The 21,779-nt window shown below is 66.4% G+C and carries 21 protein-coding genes and 1 tRNA gene; 7 read left to right on the forward strand and 15 right to left on the reverse strand.

The genetic code is table 11. The features are described from left to right. Nucleotides 1-70 precede the first annotated feature (70 nt). The 5 genes from SJY41_RS09550 to SJY41_RS09570 all read right to left on the reverse strand — a co-directional run bounded on the left by SJY41_RS09550 (nt 71) and on the right by SJY41_RS09570 (nt 7,083). Nucleotides 71-2,875, reverse strand: a complete 2,805-nt coding sequence (locus SJY41_RS09550; protein ID WP_380781161.1) for a valine--tRNA ligase — start codon at nt 2,873-2,875, stop codon at nt 71-73. 79 nt (nt 2,876-2,954) lie between these two features. Beyond that, nucleotides 2,955-3,545, reverse strand: coding sequence for a DUF2497 domain-containing protein (locus SJY41_RS09555; protein WP_380781163.1), 591 nt, complete (start codon nt 3,543-3,545; stop codon nt 2,955-2,957). Between the two features lie 34 nt (nt 3,546-3,579). Further along, nucleotides 3,580-5,097: a TolC family outer membrane protein gene (locus SJY41_RS09560; protein WP_380781166.1), complete on the reverse strand. Its 1,518-nt coding sequence runs from the start codon at nt 5,095-5,097 to the stop codon at nt 3,580-3,582. A gap of 8 nt (nt 5,098-5,105) precedes the next feature. Next, nucleotides 5,106-5,735 carry a protein-L-isoaspartate O-methyltransferase gene (locus tag SJY41_RS09565; RefSeq protein ID WP_380784099.1) on the reverse strand — a complete coding sequence of 210 codons (630 nt, stop codon included), beginning with the start codon at nt 5,733-5,735 and terminating at the stop codon, nt 5,106-5,108. Nucleotides 5,736-6,051: 316 nt separating this feature from the next. After that, complete coding sequence (locus tag SJY41_RS09570) at nt 6,052-7,083, reverse strand: hypothetical protein (RefSeq protein ID WP_380781167.1); 1,032 nt, start codon at nt 7,081-7,083, stop codon at nt 6,052-6,054. Between the two features lie 198 nt (nt 7,084-7,281). On the opposite strand from SJY41_RS09570, the gene SJY41_RS09575 reads away from it, so the two are divergent. Then, nucleotides 7,282-7,355 (forward strand) — tRNA-Cys (locus tag SJY41_RS09575). Between the two features lie 1,295 nt (nt 7,356-8,650). On the opposite strand, the gene SJY41_RS09580 is transcribed toward SJY41_RS09575, so the two are convergent. After that, nucleotides 8,651-9,106 (reverse strand): (deoxy)nucleoside triphosphate pyrophosphohydrolase, encoded by a 456-nt coding sequence (locus tag SJY41_RS09580; protein WP_380781169.1) that lies wholly within the window; start codon nt 9,104-9,106, stop codon nt 8,651-8,653. A gap of 32 nt (nt 9,107-9,138) precedes the next feature. On the opposite strand from SJY41_RS09580, the gene SJY41_RS09585 reads away from it, so the two are divergent. Next, entirely contained in the window at nt 9,139-9,342 is a 204-nt protein-coding gene (locus SJY41_RS09585) for a Flp family type IVb pilin (protein WP_380781171.1), read from the forward strand. Between the two features lie 126 nt (nt 9,343-9,468). Next, on the forward strand, nt 9,469-9,642 hold the full coding sequence (locus SJY41_RS09590) for a Flp family type IVb pilin (RefSeq protein WP_380781173.1): 174 nt from the start codon (nt 9,469-9,471) through the stop codon (nt 9,640-9,642). 84 nt (nt 9,643-9,726) lie between these two features. Here the strand turns inward: SJY41_RS09590 and SJY41_RS09595 are convergent, their stop codons facing one another. The 4 genes from SJY41_RS09595 to SJY41_RS09610 form a co-directional block, all read right to left on the reverse strand. Continuing rightward, the gene (locus SJY41_RS09595) at nt 9,727-10,674 is read right to left on the reverse strand and encodes an acetyl-CoA carboxylase carboxyltransferase subunit alpha (RefSeq protein WP_380781175.1); all 948 of its coding nucleotides are present in this window, start codon (nt 10,672-10,674) and stop codon (nt 9,727-9,729) included. 9 nt (nt 10,675-10,683) lie between these two features. Beyond that, nucleotides 10,684-11,616, reverse strand: a complete 933-nt coding sequence (locus tag SJY41_RS09600) for a tyrosine-type recombinase/integrase (RefSeq protein ID WP_380781177.1) — start codon at nt 11,614-11,616, stop codon at nt 10,684-10,686. 19 nt (nt 11,617-11,635) lie between these two features. Next, a complete protein-coding gene (locus SJY41_RS09605; protein WP_380781179.1) occupies nt 11,636-13,237 on the reverse strand; it encodes a hypothetical protein in 1,602 nt (533 codons plus the stop codon). 244 nt (nt 13,238-13,481) lie between these two features. Next, a complete protein-coding gene (locus tag SJY41_RS09610) occupies nt 13,482-13,616 on the reverse strand; it encodes a hypothetical protein (protein ID WP_258191373.1) in 135 nt (44 codons plus the stop codon). Nucleotides 13,617-13,695: 79 nt separating this feature from the next. Between SJY41_RS09610 and SJY41_RS09615 the strand changes: the two genes are divergently transcribed. Genes SJY41_RS09615 through SJY41_RS09625 form a run of 3 tightly spaced genes read left to right on the forward strand, consistent with a single transcriptional unit; the run spans nt 13,696 to nt 15,487 of the window. Further along, the gene (locus SJY41_RS09615) at nt 13,696-14,250 is read left to right on the forward strand and encodes a shikimate kinase (protein WP_380781182.1); all 555 of its coding nucleotides are present in this window, start codon (nt 13,696-13,698) and stop codon (nt 14,248-14,250) included. Then, entirely contained in the window at nt 14,247-15,347 is a 1,101-nt protein-coding gene (gene aroB, locus SJY41_RS09620; protein WP_380781185.1) for a 3-dehydroquinate synthase, read from the forward strand. Before SJY41_RS09615 ends, aroB begins: the two co-directional genes overlap by 4 nt. Continuing rightward, the gene (locus tag SJY41_RS09625; RefSeq protein ID WP_121904050.1) at nt 15,347-15,487 is read left to right on the forward strand and encodes a DUF2256 domain-containing protein; all 141 of its coding nucleotides are present in this window, start codon (nt 15,347-15,349) and stop codon (nt 15,485-15,487) included. Before aroB ends, SJY41_RS09625 begins: the two co-directional genes overlap by 1 nt. A 159-nt stretch (nt 15,488-15,646) precedes the next feature. Here the strand turns inward: SJY41_RS09625 and SJY41_RS09630 are convergent, their stop codons facing one another. The 5 genes from SJY41_RS09630 to radA form a co-directional block, all read right to left on the reverse strand. Then, nucleotides 15,647-15,976, reverse strand: coding sequence for a DUF423 domain-containing protein (locus SJY41_RS09630; RefSeq protein WP_380781187.1), 330 nt, complete (start codon nt 15,974-15,976; stop codon nt 15,647-15,649). Beyond that, nucleotides 15,973-17,736, reverse strand: a complete 1,764-nt coding sequence (locus SJY41_RS09635; protein WP_380781190.1) for a cation:proton antiporter — start codon at nt 17,734-17,736, stop codon at nt 15,973-15,975. Before SJY41_RS09635 ends, SJY41_RS09630 begins: the two co-directional genes overlap by 4 nt. Beyond that, entirely contained in the window at nt 17,736-18,167 is a 432-nt protein-coding gene (locus SJY41_RS09640) for an iron-sulfur cluster assembly scaffold protein (protein ID WP_380781193.1), read from the reverse strand. Before SJY41_RS09640 ends, SJY41_RS09635 begins: the two co-directional genes overlap by 1 nt. Further along, nucleotides 18,164-18,733 (reverse strand): CvpA family protein, encoded by a 570-nt coding sequence (locus SJY41_RS09645; protein ID WP_380781196.1) that lies wholly within the window; start codon nt 18,731-18,733, stop codon nt 18,164-18,166. The genes SJY41_RS09640 and SJY41_RS09645 overlap by 4 nt, the downstream gene beginning before the upstream one ends. 379 nt (nt 18,734-19,112) lie before the next feature. Continuing rightward, a complete protein-coding gene (radA, locus tag SJY41_RS09650) occupies nt 19,113-20,483 on the reverse strand; it encodes a DNA repair protein RadA (protein ID WP_380781199.1) in 1,371 nt (456 codons plus the stop codon). Nucleotides 20,484-20,586: 103 nt separating this feature from the next. Here radA and SJY41_RS09655 point away from each other — a divergent pair, with 103 nt between their 5' ends. Further along, the gene (locus SJY41_RS09655) at nt 20,587-21,738 is read left to right on the forward strand and encodes a glycosyltransferase family 4 protein (protein ID WP_380784100.1); all 1,152 of its coding nucleotides are present in this window, start codon (nt 20,587-20,589) and stop codon (nt 21,736-21,738) included. The last annotated feature ends 41 nt before the right edge of the window (nt 21,739-21,779 follow it).

Raw genomic sequence — 21,779 nt, forward strand, 5'->3', positions numbered from 1 at the left:
GGCGATGAGGGTCTAACCAGGCGCCGGTCCTCCCTTTGCGAGGAGGACCGGCACCGGCGACCCTCGTCGTTCAGCCCAGCCGTCCGAGCGCCGCGTGCAACCGTGCGGCTTCGGCAGCCTTGTCCGCGTGGTCGGCCTTGGCCTTCTCCACCGCTTCGGGCTTGGCGCGTTCGACGAAGCTCGCGTTCGACAGGCGACCGGCGAGTGCGTCGCGCTCCTTTTCGGCCGCCGCGATCGATTTGGTCAGGCGGGCGCGCTCGGCATCGAGATCGATGACGCCTTCGAGCGGCAGGACGAAGGTTGCCTCGTCGACCACGACCTGCGCAGCGCCGCCGGCCGCTTCACCATTCGCAAGCGTCACGCGGGCGAGACGCGCGAGCGCCGGGGCCTGGCGTTCCAGGCGCGCCAGCGTCGCGGTATTCGCGTCGCGGACGTGGAGCGGCAGGCGCGCGCCGGGGGGCACGTTCAGCTCGTTACGCGCGGTGCGGATCTCCTGAACCAGGCGGATCAGCCAGTCGACTTCCTTGCTCGCCTCCGGATCGAGCGACCGCGCGTCGGCCATCGGCCACAGCGCGACGATCAGGTCGTGTGTCCGCGGGTGAGCCGGGTCTGCCATCGCGTGCCACAGCTCTTCGGTGATGAACGGCATGAACGGGTGGAGCAGGACCAGGATCTGATCGAGCACCCAGCCGGCGACGGCCTTCGATTCGTCGTCGATCTGGCCGCGCTCGTCGCCGACCATCTGCGGCTTGATGAGCTCGAGATACCAGTCGCAGAAGCGGCTCCACGCGAACTGGTAGATCGCGTTGGCGGCGCCGTCGAAGCGGTAGTCGGCGAGCGCGAGGTCGACCGTCTGGACGGTCGCGATCGTCTCGGCGATGATCCATTTATTGACGGCGAGGTCCGCGCGCGGTGCCTCCAGATTGGTGCTGGCGACGATGCCGTTGGCCTGCGCGAACCGCGCTGCGTTCCACAGCTTGGTCGCGAAGTTGCGATAGCCCTCGACGCGCTTCTCATCCATCTTGATGTCGCGGCCCTGGCTCTCCATCGCCGCCATGAAGAAGCGCAATGCGTCGGCGCCGTATGTGTCGATCAGGCCGAGCGGGTTGACGACGTTGCCCTTCGACTTCGACATCTTCGCGCCGTCGGCTGCACGGACCAGGCCGTGGAGGTAGAGCGTGCGAAACGGCACGTCCTTCATGAAGTGCAGCCCCTGCATCATCATCCGCGCGTTCCAGAAGAACAGGATGTCGAAACCGGAGATCAGCACGTCGTTCGGGTAGCGACCGCCCAACTGCTTCTGCTCCCTCTCCCCTCCGGGGAGAGGGTCGGGGTGAGGGGGCGTACCGGGCGCTGCGCTGCTTGGCTGCCCCTTACCCTGGCCCTCTCCCCGGAGGGGAGAGGGAACGGCACCCTCCTCTGGCCAGCCGAGCGTGGCGAAGGGCCAGAGCGCGCTGGAGAACCAGGTATCGAGCACGTCGGGATCGCGCGTAAGGCTCACGCCCTCGCCGGCCAGAGCCTGGGCTTCGGCCTCGGCCTCCGCCACGTACGGCGTACCGTCCGGTCCGAACCACGCCGGGATCTGGTGCCCCCACCACAGCTGGCGCGACACGCACCAGGGCTGGATGTTGTCCATCCAGTTGAAGAACGTCTTCTCCCAGGTCTTCGGGACGATATCGATCGCACCCGTGCGCACCGCCTCGATCGCTGGTTGGGCGAGCGTCTTCGCGTCGACATACCATTGATCGGTCAGCCACGGCTCGATCACCACGCCCGAGCGGTCGCCATACGGCGTCTGGATCGTGCGCGGTTCGGCGTCGTGCTCTTCGCCGTCCTTGTCGACGTGCGCGATCAGGAACCCTTCGTCCTTGAGACGCGCGACCACGGCCTTTCGTGCCTCCGCGGTCGTCAGCCCGAGCAGTTCGACCGGGATCAGCCCGTCCGAGACCTGCACGACGCGCGCTTTCGCATCGAGCATGTTGAGCATCGACCCCGCGGCCATCCCTGCCCGCTTGCCGACCTCGAAATCGTTGAAGTCGTGGCCCGGCGTGATCTTAACCGCGCCCGACCCGAGTTCCGGATCGGCATGGTCGTCGGCGATGATCGGGATCAGCCGACCGGTGATCGGCAGCTTGACCTGCTTGCCGATCAGCGCGGTGTAACGCGCGTCCGACGCATTCACCGCGACCGCCATATCGGCCAGCATCGTCTCTGGCCGCGTGGTCGCGACCTCGATGAAGCCCGACCCGTCTTCGAGCGGATAGCGCAGGTGCCAGAAGCTGCCCTTGATCTCGCGCGTCTCGACCTCGAGGTCGCTGATCGCCGTGCCGAGGCCGGGATCCCAGTTCACGAGACGCTTGTCGCGGTACAGCAGCCCCTGCTTGTGGAGGTCGACGAACACCTTGAGGACGGCCTTCGAGAAGCCCTCGTCCATCGTGAAGCGCTCGTTCGCCCAGTCCATCGAGCAGCCGAGCCGGCGGAGCTGCTGCGTGATCTCGCCGCCGCTCTCTTCCTTCCACGCCCAGACCTTCGCGACGAACTCCTCGCGCGTGAGGTCGGTGCGCTTCTGCGGCGGGGTCAGCGCGCCCATCTGGCGCTCGACGACCATCTGCGTCGCGATGCCGGCGTGATCGGTGCCGACCACCCACAACGCGTCCTTGCCCTTCAGCCGCGCGTGGCGCGTCAGAATGTCCTGCAGCGTGTTGTCGAGCGCGTGGCCGATATGCAACGAGCCCGTCACGTTGGGCGGCGGGTTGACGATCGTCCACGGCTCGGCGTTCGGGCGGTCGGGGCGGAACTGGCCGCTTGCCTCCCAATGCGCATACCAGCGCGATTCGATGGAGGCCGGGTCGAAGGTTTTGGGAAGCTCGCTCATGCGCAGAGCCTTAGCGAGCGCGACGCGAGGAAACCAGCCTCGCGTCCGTGCCCGCGAACCGTATGCGAAACCGCGGGACTTAGGGCTGCTGGTTCATGATCTTGGCGATCTCGCGCGAGACCATGTCCTCGACCATGCCAGGCAGGTTCGCGTCGATCCACTCGCGCAGCATCGGGCGGAGCATTTCGCGGACCAGGCCTTCCAGCGTGCCGTCGCTGCTTGCATCGGGTTTTACCATCATCCGCGTCAACGCTTCGAGCGGCGCACGCGTTGCAGCGGCGGTCTGACGCGAAACGATCGGCTCGACTGCCTCTTCGGCGACGGGTTGCGGTTTCGGCGCCTGGGGGGCAGCGGCGTAGCGCTGCTCGGAAGCGGCATGACGCGGGTCTGAGGGCGCGGGACGCGGGTCGGCAGGCGCGTCGACGGACGTCAGCACCGGGGATTTCGGCGCGCGCGGGGTACGGTCGACCATTGGCATCGGATCGCTAAGTTCGAGGATTTCGTCATCGTCGAGGTCGCCGTCCATATAGGCGGCGTCATGCTCGACCGGCGCGGGCGTCGACCGCGCAGGACGTCGCGGACGACCCGGGGTGTCGCCTTCCTCGGCGATGATGCGTTTGATCGACGAGAGGATCTCCTCCATCGACGGCTCCGCGCTGATATCCCCCATCCGGACCATCCCAAACCCCATGGCCGCATCGCCCCTATTGGCGGCTCGGCGCGTCCTTTCCTGTCGTCAATGCCGGGTTCCTGTCAACCGGCGTATCGAGCAACGGATCGCGCTGGACTGCGACGGATGCGTCCTGTGCCGGCGATTGCGCGGTGCGCGTGGCGATCGCCGCGGGTTCGCCGTCGCTGTCGAAATCCCAGATCTTGTGATGCACGCGATCGTAATTGGCGACCGGATCGTACAGCACGCCGCCATCGAGCCCCAGATCGCGCGCCTCGGCCTGGCCCATCGCCGCCAGCAGTGCGAAGCCCGCGACATAGGCATCGCGCCGCGCCGTGACGAGCGTCACCTGGCTGTTGAGCAATTCCTGTTCGGCATTCAGGATGTCGAGAATGGTGCGCGTCCCGACGCTGTTCTCCGCACGGACGCCCTCGAGGCTCAGCTTGTTGGCGTTGACCGCCGTTTCCGAGGACTGGATCACCTGCTCCGACGAGCGCCAGACCGCGTAGGCGGAACGCGCCTGGGCGATGACGTTGCGCTCGGTCGCGGTGACGTTCTCGATCGCGCGGCCCTGCAGCGCTTCGGCCTGACGAACCTGCGCCGCCGGGCGTCCACCCTGGAACAACGGCACGCTGAGCGATAGTCCGCCCTGCGCCGCGGTACCCGAGGACTGGATACCCGAACCGAAGCCGGTCGAGCCGAGGTAATTGTAATAGCTGCCGCCGCCGACCGCGCTGAGGCGGGGCAGGCGATTGGAGCGCGCGACGCCGACGTCGTAGCGGGTCGCGTCGCTTTCCTTGGCGGCGGCGAGCAGGAACGGGTTGTTGTCGAGCGCCACGCTGACCGCGATCTGCGGGCTGGCCGGCAGATGCGGCAATGTCGGCGGGGTCTCGAGCGTGCCCGCCGGTGTGCCGACGAGCCGGATATAGCTTTCCCGGCTCGATATGAGCTGGGCCTGTGCCGATTGCAGCTGGGCACGGGCCAGCGCCAGACGCGCCTCGGACTGCGCGACATCGGTTCGGGTCAGGTCGCCGACCTGGAACCGATCGCGACTGGCCTGCAGGTTGACGTCGAGAACCCGGACGTTCTGGGTGTTGAGCCCCGCAATCGCCTCGTCCCGGATGACGTCCATGTACGCGCCGACGACCGAGGTGAACAGGTCCGATTCGGTGCCGCGCAACGCTGCCCGCCCACCTTCGACGCGGGTCTTGGCCGCCGCGACCGAGTTGCGGACCAGCCCGCCCGTATAGATCGGCACGGTGACGTTCGCACCGCCCTGCGCCTGGCGGGCCGGGGAGGCGAAATTGTTCGAGGCGACCAGGACGTTCTCGGTATAACTTCCCGTTGCATTGACCGACGGCAGCCCCGACGCGCGCGCAATCGGTACGTTCTCATCCGTCGCGCGCAACGCAGCGCGCTCGCCGGTGATCGTCGGATTGGTCGTGTAGGCCTTGACCAGCGCTTCGCGGAGCGTCTCAGCCTGCACTGGTGCAGCGCTATACATCAGCGCAACACCCAGAAGCAGACGGCGGGAGTGGGTGGTGCGTGACATGGCGCGGCTCAGAACCGGAAGGGTTGGTCGGCTTCGAAGCCGGGCAGCGTGACGCATTCGACATCGACGAACGCCGCTAGCGAGAAGCCGCCGGCGGTCTTTCGCCCCGATGCCAGTCGGGTCAGGCCTCGCTCGGCAAGCCCGGCAACGACCCGTCCGTCGGCGCGGACCTGGGCGACCAAGGCGTCGGGCACGGTTGCGATGGCGCCGTCGACGATCAGCACGTCATACGGCGCGCTCGCCGGCGCGCCCTCCTGCAGCGGGGCGTCAACGAGTTCGACGTTGCCGATACCGGCCAGCGCGGTCCGTGCGACCGCCAGCAAGGCCGGGTCACTCTCGACCGCAACCACCGAACCGACGATTTCCGCGAGTACCGCGGCGGTATAGCCGGTCGCGGCCCCGACGAGCAGAACGCGGTCGGTCGCCGTCAGATACGCTTCGGTCAGCAGGCGTCCGGTCGCCATCGGCAGGTTGATGTATCGGCCCCCACCGAGCGGGATGGCGGCATCGCGGTATGCAATCGCGCGAACGCCCGCCGGCAGGAACTCTTCCCGCGGCACCCGCGCCATGGCGGCAACGACTCGCTGGTCGTTCACGGCGTTGGTGCGCAACTGGCTTGCCACCATCGCATGACGCATCGTGTCGAACGCGGTCGTCGGAGCCGCGATCGCGCCATGCGAAGCGGTATCCAGAATGCCGTCATCGAATGCGGCGGTATCGAGAATTGTCGTCGTCATGGCCCATCCTGTCGCACAACTGTTTTAGCTGCGCAATACACTAGTTCTGTATCGACCTGATATCGTGCGGCTGCAGCCACGCCAAGCACCGGTTGATCGGATTTCACCGCCAGTTGCGGCTGGAAGACGCCCCGCCCGCCCGTGTGACACCGAAATGCCGCGAACGGGGCGCCGAGGGTGCACGTGAATATTCCCGGCAACACCTCTGTCGGCGTTCCTAGCATCCTATCGCGGAATCGTCGTGGGAAATGACCCGCTTCGGTGAAGCAGCGCTTGCGTGCCCGCGCCGCGGATCGCCGGCCGGGGCCGTCTCGATGTCATGCAACACCTGAGTCGGCGATCCCAACACAGCGTGGCGTGCGCGCAGGCTGGCCTCCAGAAAGGGCTTCGCCAGCGCCATGAAACGCCGCGGCGTCGTCCCCAGGAACGTCCCTGCATCCCGCAGGAAATGCGACGCGTCGAAATAGCTGCCGTCGATCGCGGCGTATTCCGCATCGTCGCCAGCCGCCATCAACTGCACGAACGAGCGAAGGAAACGCGCGCGCATCAGAAGCATCTTGGGCGGGAATCCGAAATGACGGACCGAAAGCCGCCTCAGCCCATGCGTCGCGATATCCAGGCGGCCGGCGACCGAGACGATGTCGGGCGGCCCGTCGGCGGCGAGGATCTCCATCAACTGGCGTATCTTCGGAGCGTCGCCATGCGGCGGACCGAGCCGCGCGGCCAGCATCGTATCGAGGATCGGCGCGATCGCGGAGTCGTCCGGCGCGGCGCGCAACGCACCGACGAGGTCGCGGGTGAATTTGTGGCCGAGCACGTCCTCCAGCGGGACGATACGATTGCGGAAGTCGCCCGCAGGCCGCCGGATCAACCGCGCCCAACCCAGCGCGCTGATGCCGAAGCCGATCATCACGCCACCATGCGTCGTCGCCTTCAGCGCCTGGCTGGTCGGCCCGAACAGACTGGCGATCGGCAAGGGATCGTAGGTCCGGCGGCCGATCGTCACCGAGATCGGACCGGCATCGAGCGCTATCCGGACGTTCGCCGTTGCCGGCAGGAACCAGTCGACCTGCCCCGCCCCGCCGGCGTCGCCCGCGCCGTCCGACCGGTAGACATGGTAGCCGGTAATGTAATCCGCGAGTGCCACAGCGGGACGATCATACCGGATCGCCATTCCGGCCGGCATCGCGAACACCTCGTCGTCTACCCCTGCCGTATTCGTCCCGCCCTCAACCATTTCCGTCTTCAATCGACCCGCCCCCAAGCCGCTACACTGCGTTTGCACAGGCTTAGGCAAAGATCCGATCCGCGGCGAGTCTCGATATCCATGAACCGCGCGCGATCGGACGCTCCCGCATCCCCGGCCAGAATTATTCGACGACAGGCTGCAAGTCCCGGTTGACCGCAGCCGAAAAACGAAGCATTTGCGCCGCCTTCACGCAATCGGGGCCCGATGGCGGAGTGGTGACGTAGAGGACTGCAAATCCTCGCACCCGGGTTCGATTCCCGGTCGGGCCTCCAAATTGTCTAACCGCAATTTCAGTCACTTAGCGTTGTCTAACTAGGTCTCATCCCAAATTTCGTCGGCCGTTGGTCGGCTTGAATGTCTGAAATGGGAAGGATTGCAGTCTGTCCGGTTACGGCCAACGATCGGCCAGAACGGTCATTCAGCTACCGTCTTTCAGGCAGCCAACGAAATCGAAGAACTCTTTGGCGAGAAAGGCTTTATCCCCGGATCCCGCAGAATCTGGAAAAAGCATATGCGCCGGTGCAGGTTCTCCCCGTTTCGGAACATGATCTATAATATCATACGCGACGTCGGCTCCTAGATATTGCCGGTTCCCGTATGGACGAGGTCCCCCATCCGGACTTGGCGCATGCCAACCTTTGTCGGTAACGTCTTCGGTAGACGCTACATTTTGGAGGCCATCCGTGCCTCCGTTCCATGGCAACCACCAAAAGGTCTTGCCTGACTTCTCATGATGTATTGCTAGCGCAATGCCGCTCGGCCACTCTGGACCGCTATCCACCGGGCGGAAGTAAGCCGTCACGTCAGGATTATGGCGCAAGATATACTGTGCGTGATCCACCGGACACGCAGCTATCGTAGCTACCGCAACCGCAGACAAGCCAATCATTTTGCCGTTCCCGTTCTCTAGCTCTTCCTCATCGTAGGCCCTTAACGAGCGTCCGCAATCGGGATTGCCAAGCGAAGACTATTACGTCCGGGTGTGGGCGAAAGCGGTCGTAGATAACCACGGCGAACGGTTAGCCACCGTACGCGGGACAGCAGGGATATTCGTCGACGTTTCCGAGCAAGTTAGACAGGCTAAGCTATTGTAAGGTCTACGTTACTTGAGGCCTGGTCGGGCCTCCATCCTCTTCGATCGAGGACTCGTCGAACGCACGGTATTTGGACGGCCAGCAGCGTGTCAACGCGGTCCAATAAGCCGCGGAACGTGTCGTGACGATACGTAGGTTTCTTTAAAACACGTACCTGGGATCGTCGATGCGCCTGCGCCGCCATGCGGAAGCGGCTCGAAAAAAGAGATAACGCGAGCGAGCCGCGGTCCCGCTGGCGGCTGCGGTGTTCGGAACATAGCCGCTGCACCCTTCATGCCCGTAGATGCGGTACGGGCCCCGATTGGAACATCAAGTATGCCGACCCGCCTTGGTGACGAGCCAAAGGTTAAACGGCAGGCCGGCATACCTGCGTATCAACCGACGGAACGCCGGATCGGCCGCAAAATGGTGAGGCCGCGCACAAGATTACCGCTTGCTGCGTCGAACGGCCAGTTCGCTGAAGCAAACAGACGTCAGATCAGGGCGTCGAGCAGACCGATCAGCGGACGGTCCGCGGGCGGCATCGGCAGGACGTGCATGTCGACCGGCTTGACCCACCGAAGTGCGGCCGCTTCCAGGGCGCGAGGCACGCCGCTCCACTTCCGCGTTATGTAAAGCAAGAGCAGGAGATGCCGGTCACCGAGCGGCGCACTGGCGAAGGCAGCGGGCGCTAGGCAGGCGTGCGGGACCGCTATCGCCAGCTCTTCCTCGAGCTCGCGGATCAACGCCGCCTCCGGGGTCTCGCCGGGCTCGACCTTACCGCCGGGAAACTCCCACAGGCCGGCGAGCGATTTTCCCTCCGGACGCTGCTGTAGCAACACCCGCCCCTCGAGGTCGACCAACGCGGCCGCGACGACCGGCAAAATCAGCGTCGGCGCGATCACCGGTTGCGGGAGTACCGGAATCGAACCGGACAGATCGTTGGTCATTCCTTAATTTCCCCACGCATAGGTTAAGAACCATGAGGCCGATACTTTCCGCGACGACGATCGTCACCCGAACGATTGCGCGAGCGTTGCGCGACCTTCGTGGCGCCACCGCAATCGAATACGGGTTGATCATCGCCTTCGTCGTGATCGCGATGATCGTCGGCCTTACCACACTCGCTGGCTCGACCACGGCCATGTGGAACACGGTCGATACGAAGGTTGCTGCCGCTCACTGACCCGTAAAAGAAACCGTCCGGGCCTTAAACCTTTCTCAACCCACCACTTGTATCCCTTGAATTGCTGATCCGGTCCGTCCGGTCCAGCCGGGTGACACTGAACCAATCGCAACGATGGAGACCGGAATGAAGACGATCCGCAAGTTTTTCAAGAACAGCAAGGGCGCGACCGCCATCGAGTACGGCCTGATCGCCGCGCTGATCGCCGTTGCCGCAATCGCCGCGATGCAGGGCCTGGGCACGAGCCTCAACAAGACGTTCAACAACGTCTCGGGCAAGCTGAACACGGCAGCCGGTTAATAGGTCGAACGATCCTCGGATCGATCGGGGCGGCGGAACTTCGGTTCCGCCGCCTTTTTGCTGCTTATCGCACAGCAGAACCGATCAGAGCCGCCCCATCTTCAGGAACTTGGCCTGCCGGTCCTTCCGCAACTCGGCAGGCGAAAGCACTGATAGGTCCACGAGCGCGGATGCCAGCGCATCGCCTAGCGACGCGATCGCGGTCGGGCGATCCCGGTGCGCACCGCCGAGCGGTTCGGCAACGATGTCGTCGATGACGCCGAACGCCTTCAGATCCTGCGCCGTGATACGCATCGCCTCGGCGGCCTCCGGCGCCTTGTCGGCGGTCCGCCAGAGGATCGAAGCGCAGCCCTCCGGACTGATCACCGAATAGATCGCATGCTCGAACATCAGGACGCGGTTGCCTGCAGCAAGCGCGACTGCTCCGCCCGAGCCGCCCTCGCCGACGATCGCGGCAACGATCGGAACGCCCGCGTTCAGGCACGCTTCGGTCGAACGCGCGATCGCTTCCGCCTGTCCGCGCTCTTCGGCCTGGATGCCCGGAAACGCACCCGAGGTATCGACCAGCGTCAGGACTGGCAGGCCGAATCGGTCGGCGAGTTCGACGAGGCGGATCGCCTTTCGGTATCCCTCGGGTTTGCCCATGCCGAAATTGTGACGGAGGCGGCTGGCCGTATCGTCGCCCTTTTCGTGACCGAGCACCATGACCTTGCGGCCACGGAAGCTGGCAAAGCCGCCGATGATCGCCTGGTCGTCGCCGAAGGCACGGTCGCCGGCGAGCGGCACGAACTCGTCGAACAGCGTTGCGACATAGTCCTTGAAGTGCGGGCGCTCGGGATGGCGTGCGACCTGCGTCTTCTGCCACGGTGTCAGACGCGCGAACGTGTCCTTCAGCAGCTTGTCGGATTTAGCCTGAAGGCGGGCAATGTCGGTGGCGAGATCGACGCTGCCTTCGGCGGCGGTATCGCGGAGTTCGTCGATCCGGCCCTGGAGTTCGGCGATCGGTTTCTCGAAGTCGAGGAAGCTTGGCATAGGCGGCGGTTACGGCTCGCGCGGCGCGAGGTCAACTTGGCGACGATCAACGGGCATGTCGGCAAGCGGATGGCGCGCATTGACGAGCTCCACGAGCCGGCTCGCATCGACGTGCGTGTAGATTTCGGTGGTGGCGATATCGGCGTGGCCGAGCATCGACTGGAGCGCACGCAGGTCCGCGCCCCCGGCGAGCAGATGCGTGGCGAAGGCGTGGCGGAGGACGTGGGGACTGACCCGATCGGGGGAAATGCCGGCATCTGCGGCAAGCGCCTTCACGACCTGATACAGCCGGATACGCGAAAGATGCCCCTTGCCGGAGGGAAACAGCCAGGCGCGGTCGGCGGGAACGTGCATCCGCCAGACCGCGACCGCTGCGCGCGCGCGATCGGATATCGGGACGAGCCGCTCGCGGCCACCCTTGCCCCGCAGGATCAGGAAGGGGCGGTCGGGATGGACCGCGTTACGCGGCAGGCTGACCAGTTCGGTCGCGCGCAGGCCCGAGCCGTAGAGAAGCTCGAACAAGGCCGACAAGCGCAGGTCGTTCGGGTCGAGCGGGTCTCGCTCCTCGCGCTCGGCAACCGCGGCGAAGAGGCGGTCGACGTCGGCATGGCTCAAGACCTTCGGCAGCGGGCGTGCGGTGCCGGGGCGGGGCAGCGCCTTGCCGGGGTCGTCGGGACGGTGACCTTCATCGGCGAGGAACGCGTAGAAACGCCGCAGCGAGGCCGACTTCCGGCCGACCGTCGAGCGGGAAAGCGAAGACCAGCCCCCGGCAAGCGTCTCGATCGCCGCCGCATCCGCCTCGACCAGATTGCCGTCGAGAGCTTGCGAGGCGAGCGACAGGTCGCTGCGGTACGCGGCGATCGTGTTCGGCGCCGCGCCCGCCTCCGCTGCCATCATTTCCAGGAAACGGTCGATCAGCGCGCGGTCGCCGGCCAGACTCATGCGCTTGCGCTCGATAGGTTCACGCTCTCGCGATCGCCTCGGCAGCGATCATTCGCGCTTCGCCATCAAGGCCGACGCCGCGGAGTGCGCCGACGATTCGGTACAAGGCCTCGGGCGGAATATCCTTCCAGCTCGCAGCCTGCATGCCGATCGCGGCGAGCAACACGACAGTGCCCGGCTGCCCGTCGCGCGCCGCCCGGTCCAGTGCGCGGGTCCAGGCGTTCTCCGCACCGATCCGGACGTTGAGCGATTGTGCCGCGCGTTCGATGTCGCCCTGGCTCAGCCGGCCCAGCCCGGCCAGGCCCGCGAACAGCATGCGTTGCTTGAGTGCCGAATCGCCCTCGCCGCCCGTGTAGGACGCAAGGTCACCATAGCTCAGTCGACGATAAGTGTCGGGGTCGCTGAGCATGATCATTGCCCAGGCATCGCTGCCGACCGGGACCGTTCCCAGCCACCGCGCGGCGGTCCGATCCATTCCTGCCGACAGCATCGACGCGACCAGGTGATCCGCATCCGCCTTGCCAAGCGCCGGATTCATGCGCGCCGCCGCGCGCGCCGTGAGCACCAGCCGGGCATAGGTGGGCCGCGCGTTGGCGCCCCCCCAAAGCTGGCGCATCGCGGTCAGGCGTGCGTCGGGGTTGCGGTCGACATACGCGGTCTGGAGATCGGTCGCGGTGGCGCTGGCAGCGCTCTGCACGTCGTCGTCGTTCGCCGCCGCGGCGTAGATATCCACGAGCGCTGCATTGGACAGAACACCCTGCCCCGCAGCGGCTTCCGCGGGCACGAGCCGATTACCCAGCGCAACCGAAGGCGACAGCGCCTGCCAGTATCTGACCTGCGGGCCGGCCGTCGCATAGAGTTCGTCCGGCACCGTGACGCCGGTCGCCATAGCGAGGCCGAATCGCCATGCGGTCAACTGGTCGACACCGTTCCATTCGATCGTGACGGCCTGGCGTCCCTGGGCGCCGGCGCCGACGACTTTTTGGGCCAGCAGCATGTCGATGCCACTGGCCACGCCCCGGCGTTTGGCGGTCGCGATCAGCGGCCCGGCCTGCGCGGGATTGCCGGAAAGTCCGGCGCACATCGCTTGTGCCATCGTCCAGCCGCGTGACGGCGCGTAGCGCATCGCGCCGGAGACCAGCGGACACAGTCCGGCCGGATCGCCAGCCGCAAGCGCCGCGTTCATCGCGACCTGGAAAAGCTTGGGCGTGTAGTTGTTGGTATCGACGCTCTGCGCGACCGCGCGCGCGGCGTTCGATTCCCCCATGCGCAGCAGCAGCCAGCTACGTTCGGCGGCAAAGTCCGCGCCGTTGGTTCGTCTCGGCGTATCGACGCGGGAGACCAGCGCGCGGCGCAGCAGGATCGACAGCCAGCGCGACGGGAGCGGCGCGCTGAGGCGGCGCATCAACGTCTCGACATATTGCCCGTCGGCATCGCCGAATGCAGCGGTGTCGAAACCACCGTTACCCGACGTGACGGGGCCGACGCTGGCCAGCGAGCGCCGCGCAAAATCCGGCATCTCGTACTGCGCCGTCGTCGCCGGATCGATGGCCGGCGGCGCAGTGACGGCCGTCGTGGCCGGTGCCGCATCCACCGTCGTCGGCGGCAGCGGCTGAACCATCGCGCCCGGCTGGCCCGACGCCGGTGGCGCCACCGGCGACGCAGGCGCGGGCACCGCGCCCGACGGCTGCGACGGGCCGGTCGGACGACCCGGCTGTGCCGGCCGCGGTGCTGGAGCCGGCGTCGGCTCACCGAACCCGGGCGGCAAAATCGATTCGGGGCGATCTTGTCCGATTGCCGGCGCCAGCGCGATCGCCCCGGTGACCACCAGAGCGCCGACGGCAACCGCCGCCGTCAGCGTCGCCTTAAGAGAGGTTCGCAAGCGTCACGGCCTTTTCGACGTGGCTTTGCGGACGCTCGGTCGCACGCCCTGCCAGCAGGAACAGGCCGCCGACCACCACGACCAGAACGACGACGACCGAGACGATGAAACGGGACATGGCGGCGTAACCTTGCAATAAAACAACACGCGCCAAGGCTTTTGCCCTCGCGCGGTGCCGCTGTATAGCGCCCCTTACGATGTTGCAAAGCCACAACCCCGCCTCGGGTGGCCCCCGCCCCTCCCCGATCGATCGGCCGATCGTGCTTGTCGGGCTGATGGGCGTCGGCAAGACCACCGTCGGCCGCCGCCTGGCGGTGCGCATGAACCTGCCGTTCGTCGATGCCGATCACGAGATCGAGGCGGCCTCGGGGATGACCGTGGCCGAGATATTCGCCAAATACGGCGAGGACTATTTCCGCGACGGCGAGCGCCGCGTCATCGCCCGGCTGATCGATGGCACGCCGAAGATCATCGCGACCGGTGGTGGTGCGTTCATCAACGACGACACGCGCGCACTGATCCTGCGCGACGCGGTGTCGGTGTGGCTCAGCGCGCATCCCGACATCCTGGTCGAGCGGGTCGGGCGGCGCGATACGCGGCCGCTGTTGCGTAACCGCGATCCGGGCAAGGTGCTCGCCGAACTGGCGCGCGTCCGCAACCCGATCTACGCGCAGGCGCATATCCATATTGTCAGCAACAAGACGCCGCACGAAGCGACCGTCGCCGCTATCCTGAGAGCGCTTGGCCGATGAAGACCGTTACCGTCGAACTGGGTGCGCGGACCTATCCGATCCATATTGAGGCGGGCATTCTCGCACGCGCTGGCGAGTTTCTCGCGCCGCTCGCGAAGGGCCGGCGCGTGGCGATCGTCACAGACGAGAATTTAAGCGTACATATGGCGACCGTGCAGGCTTCGTTAATTGCGGCGGGGATCGCCTCCGAGGCTATCGTCCTGACGCCGGGCGAAGGCAGCAAGAGCTGGGCGACGCTGGAGATGCTGTGCGACCGGCTGCTCGGATTAGGGGTCGAACGCGGCGATCATGTCGTGGCGCTGGGTGGTGGCGTGATCGGCGATCTGGTCGGGTTCGCATGCTCGATCCTGAAGCGCGGCTGCCAGTTCGTGCAGATTCCGACGAGCCTGCTCGCGCAGGTCGACAGCTCGGTCGGCGGCAAGACCGCGATCAACACGAAGGCCGGCAAGAACCTGATCGGTGCGTTTCACCAGCCGGCGATGGTGCTGATCGATCCGCAGGTGCTCGACACGCTGCCGATTCGCGAGTTGCGCGCCGGCTATGCCGAGGTCGTGAAATACGGGCTGATCGACGATTTCGCGTTCTTCGAATGGTGCGAGGCCAATGGCGCCGCGCTGCTGGCGGGCGATCTGGCGCTGCGTGAGTACGCGATCGCGCACAGTGTTTCGGCCAAGGCTCGGATCGTTGCGGCGGACGAGCATGAGACGAACGGGATCCGGGCGTTGCTCAACCTCGGGCACACGTTCGGACATGCGCTGGAGGCCGAGACCGGGTTCTCGCAGGCACTGATTCACGGTGAAGGCGTGGCGGCAGGCTGTTCGCTCGCGTTCGGATTTTCGGCCGCGCAGGGGATTTGCTCAGGGCAGGACGCCGAGCGAGTCGCCGCACATTGGCGTGATGCAGAGCTTCCGGACGGTCTGGCGGCCGCAGGCGTCGGCGCGAGCGGGGCACGGCTGGTGGATCACATGCGGCACGACAAGAAGATGGCGGCGGGAACCCTGCCGTTCCTGCTCGCGCGGGGGATCGGGCAGACGTATCTCGACAAGTCCGTGGACCTAGCCGACGTCGAGGCGTTCCTCGACGCGCAGCCACGCTGATGCCGAACGGTGTCGCCAAGCAGAACCTGCCGACCAAAATGTGTCCGGCTTGCGAGCGGCCGTTTACGTGGCGCAAGAAGTGGGCGCGGGATTGGGACAGCGTGATCTACTGCTCCGACGCGTGTCGGAAGAAGCGGTAGTTCTTTGATCCTCCCCCGCTAGGGGGAGGTGGCTGGCACTTGCCAGACGGAGGGGGAGGCAAGCGATAACCACCGTTGCGCGTTCCTCCCCCTCCGTCACCTGCGGTGACACCTCCCCCTGGCGGGGGAGGATCGTAAGAGCGAGCTGCCGTTCGCTGGTCAGGTCCGCGCTGCACTCCAGGCCAGCCATAACCAGCCACCGATCAGCAGCGCGCCGCCGATCGGCGTGATCGGTCCGAGCCATCGCCCGCCACCGGCCGCAAGACCATACAGCGACCCGGCGAAGAGCGCTCCTCCGATAACGAACAACCAAGCCGCACCACGCGCGTCCATCTTCAGCGCAACCAGCGCGGCGACCGCGTGGATGAGCTGATAGTGGCTGCCGGTTTTTAACAATTCGCGCGCGGCGTCGCTTGCCCAGTGGGAGCCCATCGCTCCCGCCGCGACCGCGATCGCGCCTGACAGTGCCGCGAGAATGGCGATAATCATTGCGGGTCGTTCCCCCAGGGAAAGCGTTGCGCGGTCTCGGTGCGGGCGGCGCGGATGTCCCCGGACGCGATCTGGAACTGCAACCGTTCCTTGTCGCGCGCGCGGTACATTTCCTCGGCACGGTCGATGTCGGCGGTCGCGATACCCAGGCCCTTCAGCGCCAGCCGTGCCATCTTCACCGCCGATTCGAGCACCTCGCGGACGACCGCGTTCGCCGACGTGTTCTTCAGCTTGACCAGCGCCCGGCGGTCGAATGCCCGGACATAGATGGCCGCGTTCGGGAACGCCTCATGCACGCCCTCGATCGTGTCCGGCTCGAGCTGATCGCCGTCCATGCAAAAGCAGATCAGCTCCGCCTCGGCAGCACCCGCTTGCCGCAACAGGTCCAGCCGCGTGCCGTCGCCGTAATAGACCTTCGCGCCGAATTCGCTGGCGATGTCGATCATCTCGATATCCGTGTCGATCAACGTGACCGGGATATCCTGCGCGAGCAGCATCTGGCCGACCGTCTGGCCGAAGCGACCATAACCGACGATGATCGCGTTGGCGCCATCGACCTTCGGCCCATCGCGCTCCTGGTTCGCGGCGATCGGCTCGGTGCGGAAGCGCGTGGTAATGCCCATCAGGAACGGCGTGGTCGCCATCGACAGCGTGATGATCGCGCCGAACAGGCTGGCCGCCTGCGGTTCGATCAGCAGCCCGGCCTGCGCCTGCGCGAACAGGACGAAGCCGAACTCGCCGCCCTGGCTGAGCAACAGGCCGAGCGCGAATGCCTGGCGCCAGGTCATCTTGAACGCCATGCCGATCGCCATGATGACGCCGGTCTTGGTCAAAATCAGCGCCGCCGCCATCGCCATCACGAACAACGGGCGCTCGGCGATCGCGTTCAGATCGAGCACCATGCCGACCGCGAGGAAGAAGAGGCCGAGCAGGATCGAGCGGAACGGCTCGACGTCGGCCTCCAGTTCATGCCGATACGGGCTGTCCGCCAGCATCACGCCGGCGATGAACGCGCCCAGCGCAGTGGAAAGCCCGAGCCATTCCATGATCGCGGCGCTGGCGATGACGGTGAACAGGCCGGCGAACACGAACATCTCGCGCTCGCCGAGATTGCCGATCAGGCGAAAGAACGGCCGCAGGAGGAACCGTCCGGCGATCACGAGCCCGACGACCGCGAGCACCGTGTAGATCGCGAGCAGCCAGCCGGGAGGTGCATGCGCGTCGGCAGGGTTGCGGCTCATCGCGGCGACGATCGTGATCAGCGGCACGATCGAGAGGTCCTGGAACAGCAGGATCGAGAAGGCGCGTTCGCCGAACGGGGTCCGCATCCGACCGGACGAGCGCAGCATCGGCAGCACCTGCGCAGTCGACGAGAGCGCGAGCGGGAGACCTAGTGCGAGCGCTGCCGGGAGCGAGAACTTCGCGCCGACCCAGACGATCGCGGTGATCGCGAGCCCGCAGATCACGACCTGCAACGCGCCGAGCCCGAATATCTCCTCCTTCATCCGCCACAATCGCGACGGATTGAGTTCGAGCCCGACGATGAACAGGAGCAGCGTGATGCCGAGTTCGGCGAACCCGAGCTTCGATTCCGCATCGCCGACCAGGCCGAGCACGTGTGGCCCGACGACCGCACCCGCGACCAGATACCCCAGCGTCGCGCCGAGCCCGAGCCGCCGGAACAGCAGCACGAACATCAGCCCGAAGCCGAGCAATACGACGCCGTCCCGCAGCAGCGACGGCGACGTTCCCTCCGCCATCAGACTTTCGCCTTTGCAGCGGCATCGGCAGCCTCGGCCGCGGCTTCGAACGCGAGCCGGATCGACGGGTGACGCGCGGTATAGTCGAGCGCGGGGGTGAAGATATCCATCCCCGGCCAATCGGGTGCATCGCCTTCGCGCGCAAGCCAGGCCGTCAACGCATCGCGCGCCGCGGCGAGTTCGGCGGGCGTGCGGCCGAGGATGTTCGACGCCAGCAGCGACGAAGATGCCTGGCCCAGCGCACAGGCGCGGACCAGCAGGCCAACTTCGCTGACCTTGCCTGCATCGTCGACGGCGACGTCGATCGTCACGCGACTGCCGCAGATCGGCGAGCGGCGTTCGGCGGTCGCCATTGGCTCGGACAGGCGTTCGTGATGCGGGATCGAGGCGGCGAGGCGCAGGATCTCGGCGTTGTAGAGGGGCGCGCTCATGGTTTCGGCTCGCTTGCGGTATCGGATTTGGGAGGCGTCGGCGTGTGCGCGCCGAACACCGGCTGGCCGCGACGACGGCGATCGACGAAATCGGCGATGCTGGCGCTGGTCGCGTTGAGCAGCGGATAGGTGCGCGACTTGGTCATCCATTCGGGCCGGCGCGAGGCTCCACCGCTCATCGTGTCGATGACGAGGGTCGCGAGCAGGAACACGAGGCTGGCGAGGATCAGGCCTTTCAGAGCGCCGAAGCCGAAACCGAGCGCGCGGTCGACGGGGCCGAGGATCGAGGTCCGCGTCCGCGCGCCGATCGCGTTGGCGACCAGGCGGCCGCCGATATAGGTGACCCCGGTGATGATCGCGAAGGCGAGCACCGCGGCGCCGCTGACCGTGCCGATCATCGGCGTCAGCGCGGCGGCGAGCGGGATGTGAAACAGCTTGAGCATCGCCACCATCGCGACCCAGGCGAACATCGACAGCACTTCGGTGACGAACCCGCGGATCAGCCCGAGTACCGCAGACCCGGCGACGGCGATCAGGACGACGATGTCTAGGGCGGTGAGGTTCATGGGTGATGGAATAGGGACGCCGGAGGCGAACCGCTAGTGCGAGGTTGGGTTTGCGGCGGGACATTGGGCGACTCGACACTTGCACCCTCTAGGCAAGCCCCTCCCCGGCGGAGGCCGGGGTCCAGTTGGGGAACGTTGCCAACTGAAGTCCGCGCCTCGTTACTGCGACCTTGCCAACTGGGCCCCGGCCTCCGCCGGGGAGGTACATTTGTTCGTCTGAGTAGCCACCGAACAAGTCCGGGGTGACGGGGGAAGAGTGACCGCGGGAAGAAGGCAGTCGTCCGCCTACCCCACACCCCACACCCCCTCTCTTGTTCTCCCGCGAAGGCGGGAGCCCAGACTGGATCCCCGCCTTCGCGGGGAAACAATGTTCGAACGCCTACCCCCGCCCCATCATATGGTCGACGAACGAGGCCAGCGTCTTGAAGCCCGACAGCTTCATCCCACTCTTCTCGCCCGTCATGGATGCGGGCACGAGCGCGCGTTCGAAGCCGAGCTTGCTCGCCTCCTTCAGTCGCAACGGGCCATGCGCGACCGGGCGGATCTCGCCCGACAGCGCAACCTCGCCGAACGCGACCGCATCGACCGGCACCGGCCGCTCCGACATCGCCGAGATCAGCGCCGCCGCCACCGCCAGATCCGCCGCCGGATCCTGCACGCGGTAGCCGCCGGCGATGTTGAGATACACTTCGGCGCTGGAGAAGCTCAGCCCGCAGCGCGCCTCCAGCACCGCGAGAATCATCGCCAGACGCCCCGAATCCCAGCCGACCACCGCACGCCGCGGCGTCGCACCGGACGCGAGGCGTACGGTCAGCGCCTGGATCTCGACCAGCACCGGCCGCGTGCCCTCCAGTGCCGGGAACACCGTCGCCCCCGTCATCGCATCGTCGCGGTGCGTCAGGAACAGCGACGACGGGTTGCCGACCTCCGCCAGCCCTTCGGTCTGCATCGAGAACACGCCGATCTCGTCGGTTCCGCCGAAGCGGTTTTTGATCGCGCGGAGGATGCGGTACTGGTGGCTGCGCTCGCCTTCGAACGACAGCACGGTGTCGACCATGTGCTCCAGCACGCGCGGGCCAGCGATCGAGCCGTCCTTCGTCACATGTCCGACCAGCACCACCGCAGTGCCACGCTCCTTGGCGAACCGGATCAGTTCCTGCGCCGACGCGCGGACCTGGCTGACCGTGCCGGGTGCGCCCTCGATCAGGTCGGAGTGCATCGTCTGGATCGAATCGATCACCAGCATCGCGGGCGGCCGCGTCTGCAACGTCGTCAGGATGTCGCGCGTCGAGGTTGCCGCGGCCAGCTGCACCGGCGCATTGCCGAGCCCGAGCCGACGCGCACGCAGGCGCACCTGGTCCGCCGCTTCCTCGCCAGAGACGTACGCGACCGACTGCCCCGCGAGCGCCATCTTCGCCGCCGCCTGCAACAGCAACGTCGACTTGCCGATCCCCGGATCGCCACCGATCAGCGTCGCCGATCCCTCGACGAAACCGCCGCCCAGCGCACGGTCGAGTTCGGCGATGCCGGTCGCCATCCGGTCGGGCAGCTTGATCTCCGCATCGAGCCCGACCAGCTGGATCGCGCGGCCGCCGGTCTGCAGGTTGTGCTTCGAATGGAACGGCGTGGCGGCGGTGTTCGCCTCCTCGACCAGCGTGTTCCACTCGCTGCAATCGCTGCATTGCCCTGCCCAGCGGTGCGACACCGATCCGCAGGCCTGACATACGTAACGCTTCTGGGGTTTCGCCATGGGCCCGATGTACGAGAACGATACGGGAACATCAATGGCGGGCGGCCAGCGTATGGTACAGATTCAGTGGCGCTTGGCGGCACACGGCGTTATCCGCGCGACGATGCACGCCACCGATCTGCGCATCGCCCTGTTCAGCGGCAACTATAATTACGTTCGCGATGGCGCGAACCAGGCGTTGAATTTGCTCGTCGGCCATCTGCTGTCGCAGGGCGTCACGGTGCGGGTCTATTCGCCGACCAACGCCAAGCCCGCCTTCCCGCCGACCGGCGACCTGGTCGCGGTGCCGTCGTTGCCGCTCCCCGCAGGACGCGGCGAATACAAGATGGCGCGCGGGCTGCCGGCCGCGATCCGCCGCGATCTCGATGCGTTCGCGCCGAACATGATCCACGTGTCGGCGCCCGATTTCCTCGGGCATCGCGCGATCAGTTATGGACGCCGCAACGGCATCGCCACGGTCGCCTCGCTGCACACGCGCTTCGAGACCTATTTCCGCTATTACAAGATGGCGTTCTTCGAGCCGATCATGGTGAAGATCCTGACGCGCTTCTACAACCGGGTCGACGAAGTGCTGGTGCCGGGGCGCGGCATGGCCGAGATCGTCCGCGACTGGGGCGTGGCGACGCCGACCGCGATCTGGTCGCGCGGGGTGAACCACGACCGCTTCACGCCGACGCGCCGCGATCTGGCGTGGCGGCGCGAGCGCGGGATCGCCGACGGTGAAATCGCAGTCGGTTTTCTCGGGCGTCTGGTGAAGGAGAAGGGTCTCGACGTCTTCGCCGACGTGATCCGGACGCTGGAGCAGCGCGGCGTGCCCCACAAGGTGCTGGTGATCGGCGAGGGTCCGGCGCGCGACTGGTTCGCAAGCCACGTGCCGGGCGCGGTGTTCGCAGGCTTCCAGTCGGGCGACGACCTGGGCCGTGCCGTTGCGTCGATGGACGTGTTCTTCAACCCCAGCGTGACCGAGACGTTCGGCAACGTGACGCTCGAGGCGATGGCGGCGGGTGTCCCGGTGGTCGCCGCACGCGCGTCTGGAGCGGTCGGGCTGGTCGACGACGGCGTGACCGGATTTCTGGTGCCGCCGACCGATATTGCCGGGTATGCCGATGCGATCGGGCGGATCGTTTCGGAGCCGGGGCTGCGCGAGACGATGGGGTGGGCCGGGCACGACAAGGCCGCCGGCTATCGTTGGGACACGATCAACCAGGCGGTCTTGGATGCGTATATCGAGGTGATGGCCCGGCGCGGGGCGTAAGCCGCACCATCGTCTCCGGTCGCCTTGCCCGTATTTGCACC

This window comes from Sphingomonas sp. R86520 (assembly GCF_042466285.1).
Lineage (GTDB): Bacteria > Pseudomonadota > Alphaproteobacteria > Sphingomonadales > Sphingomonadaceae > Sphingomonas.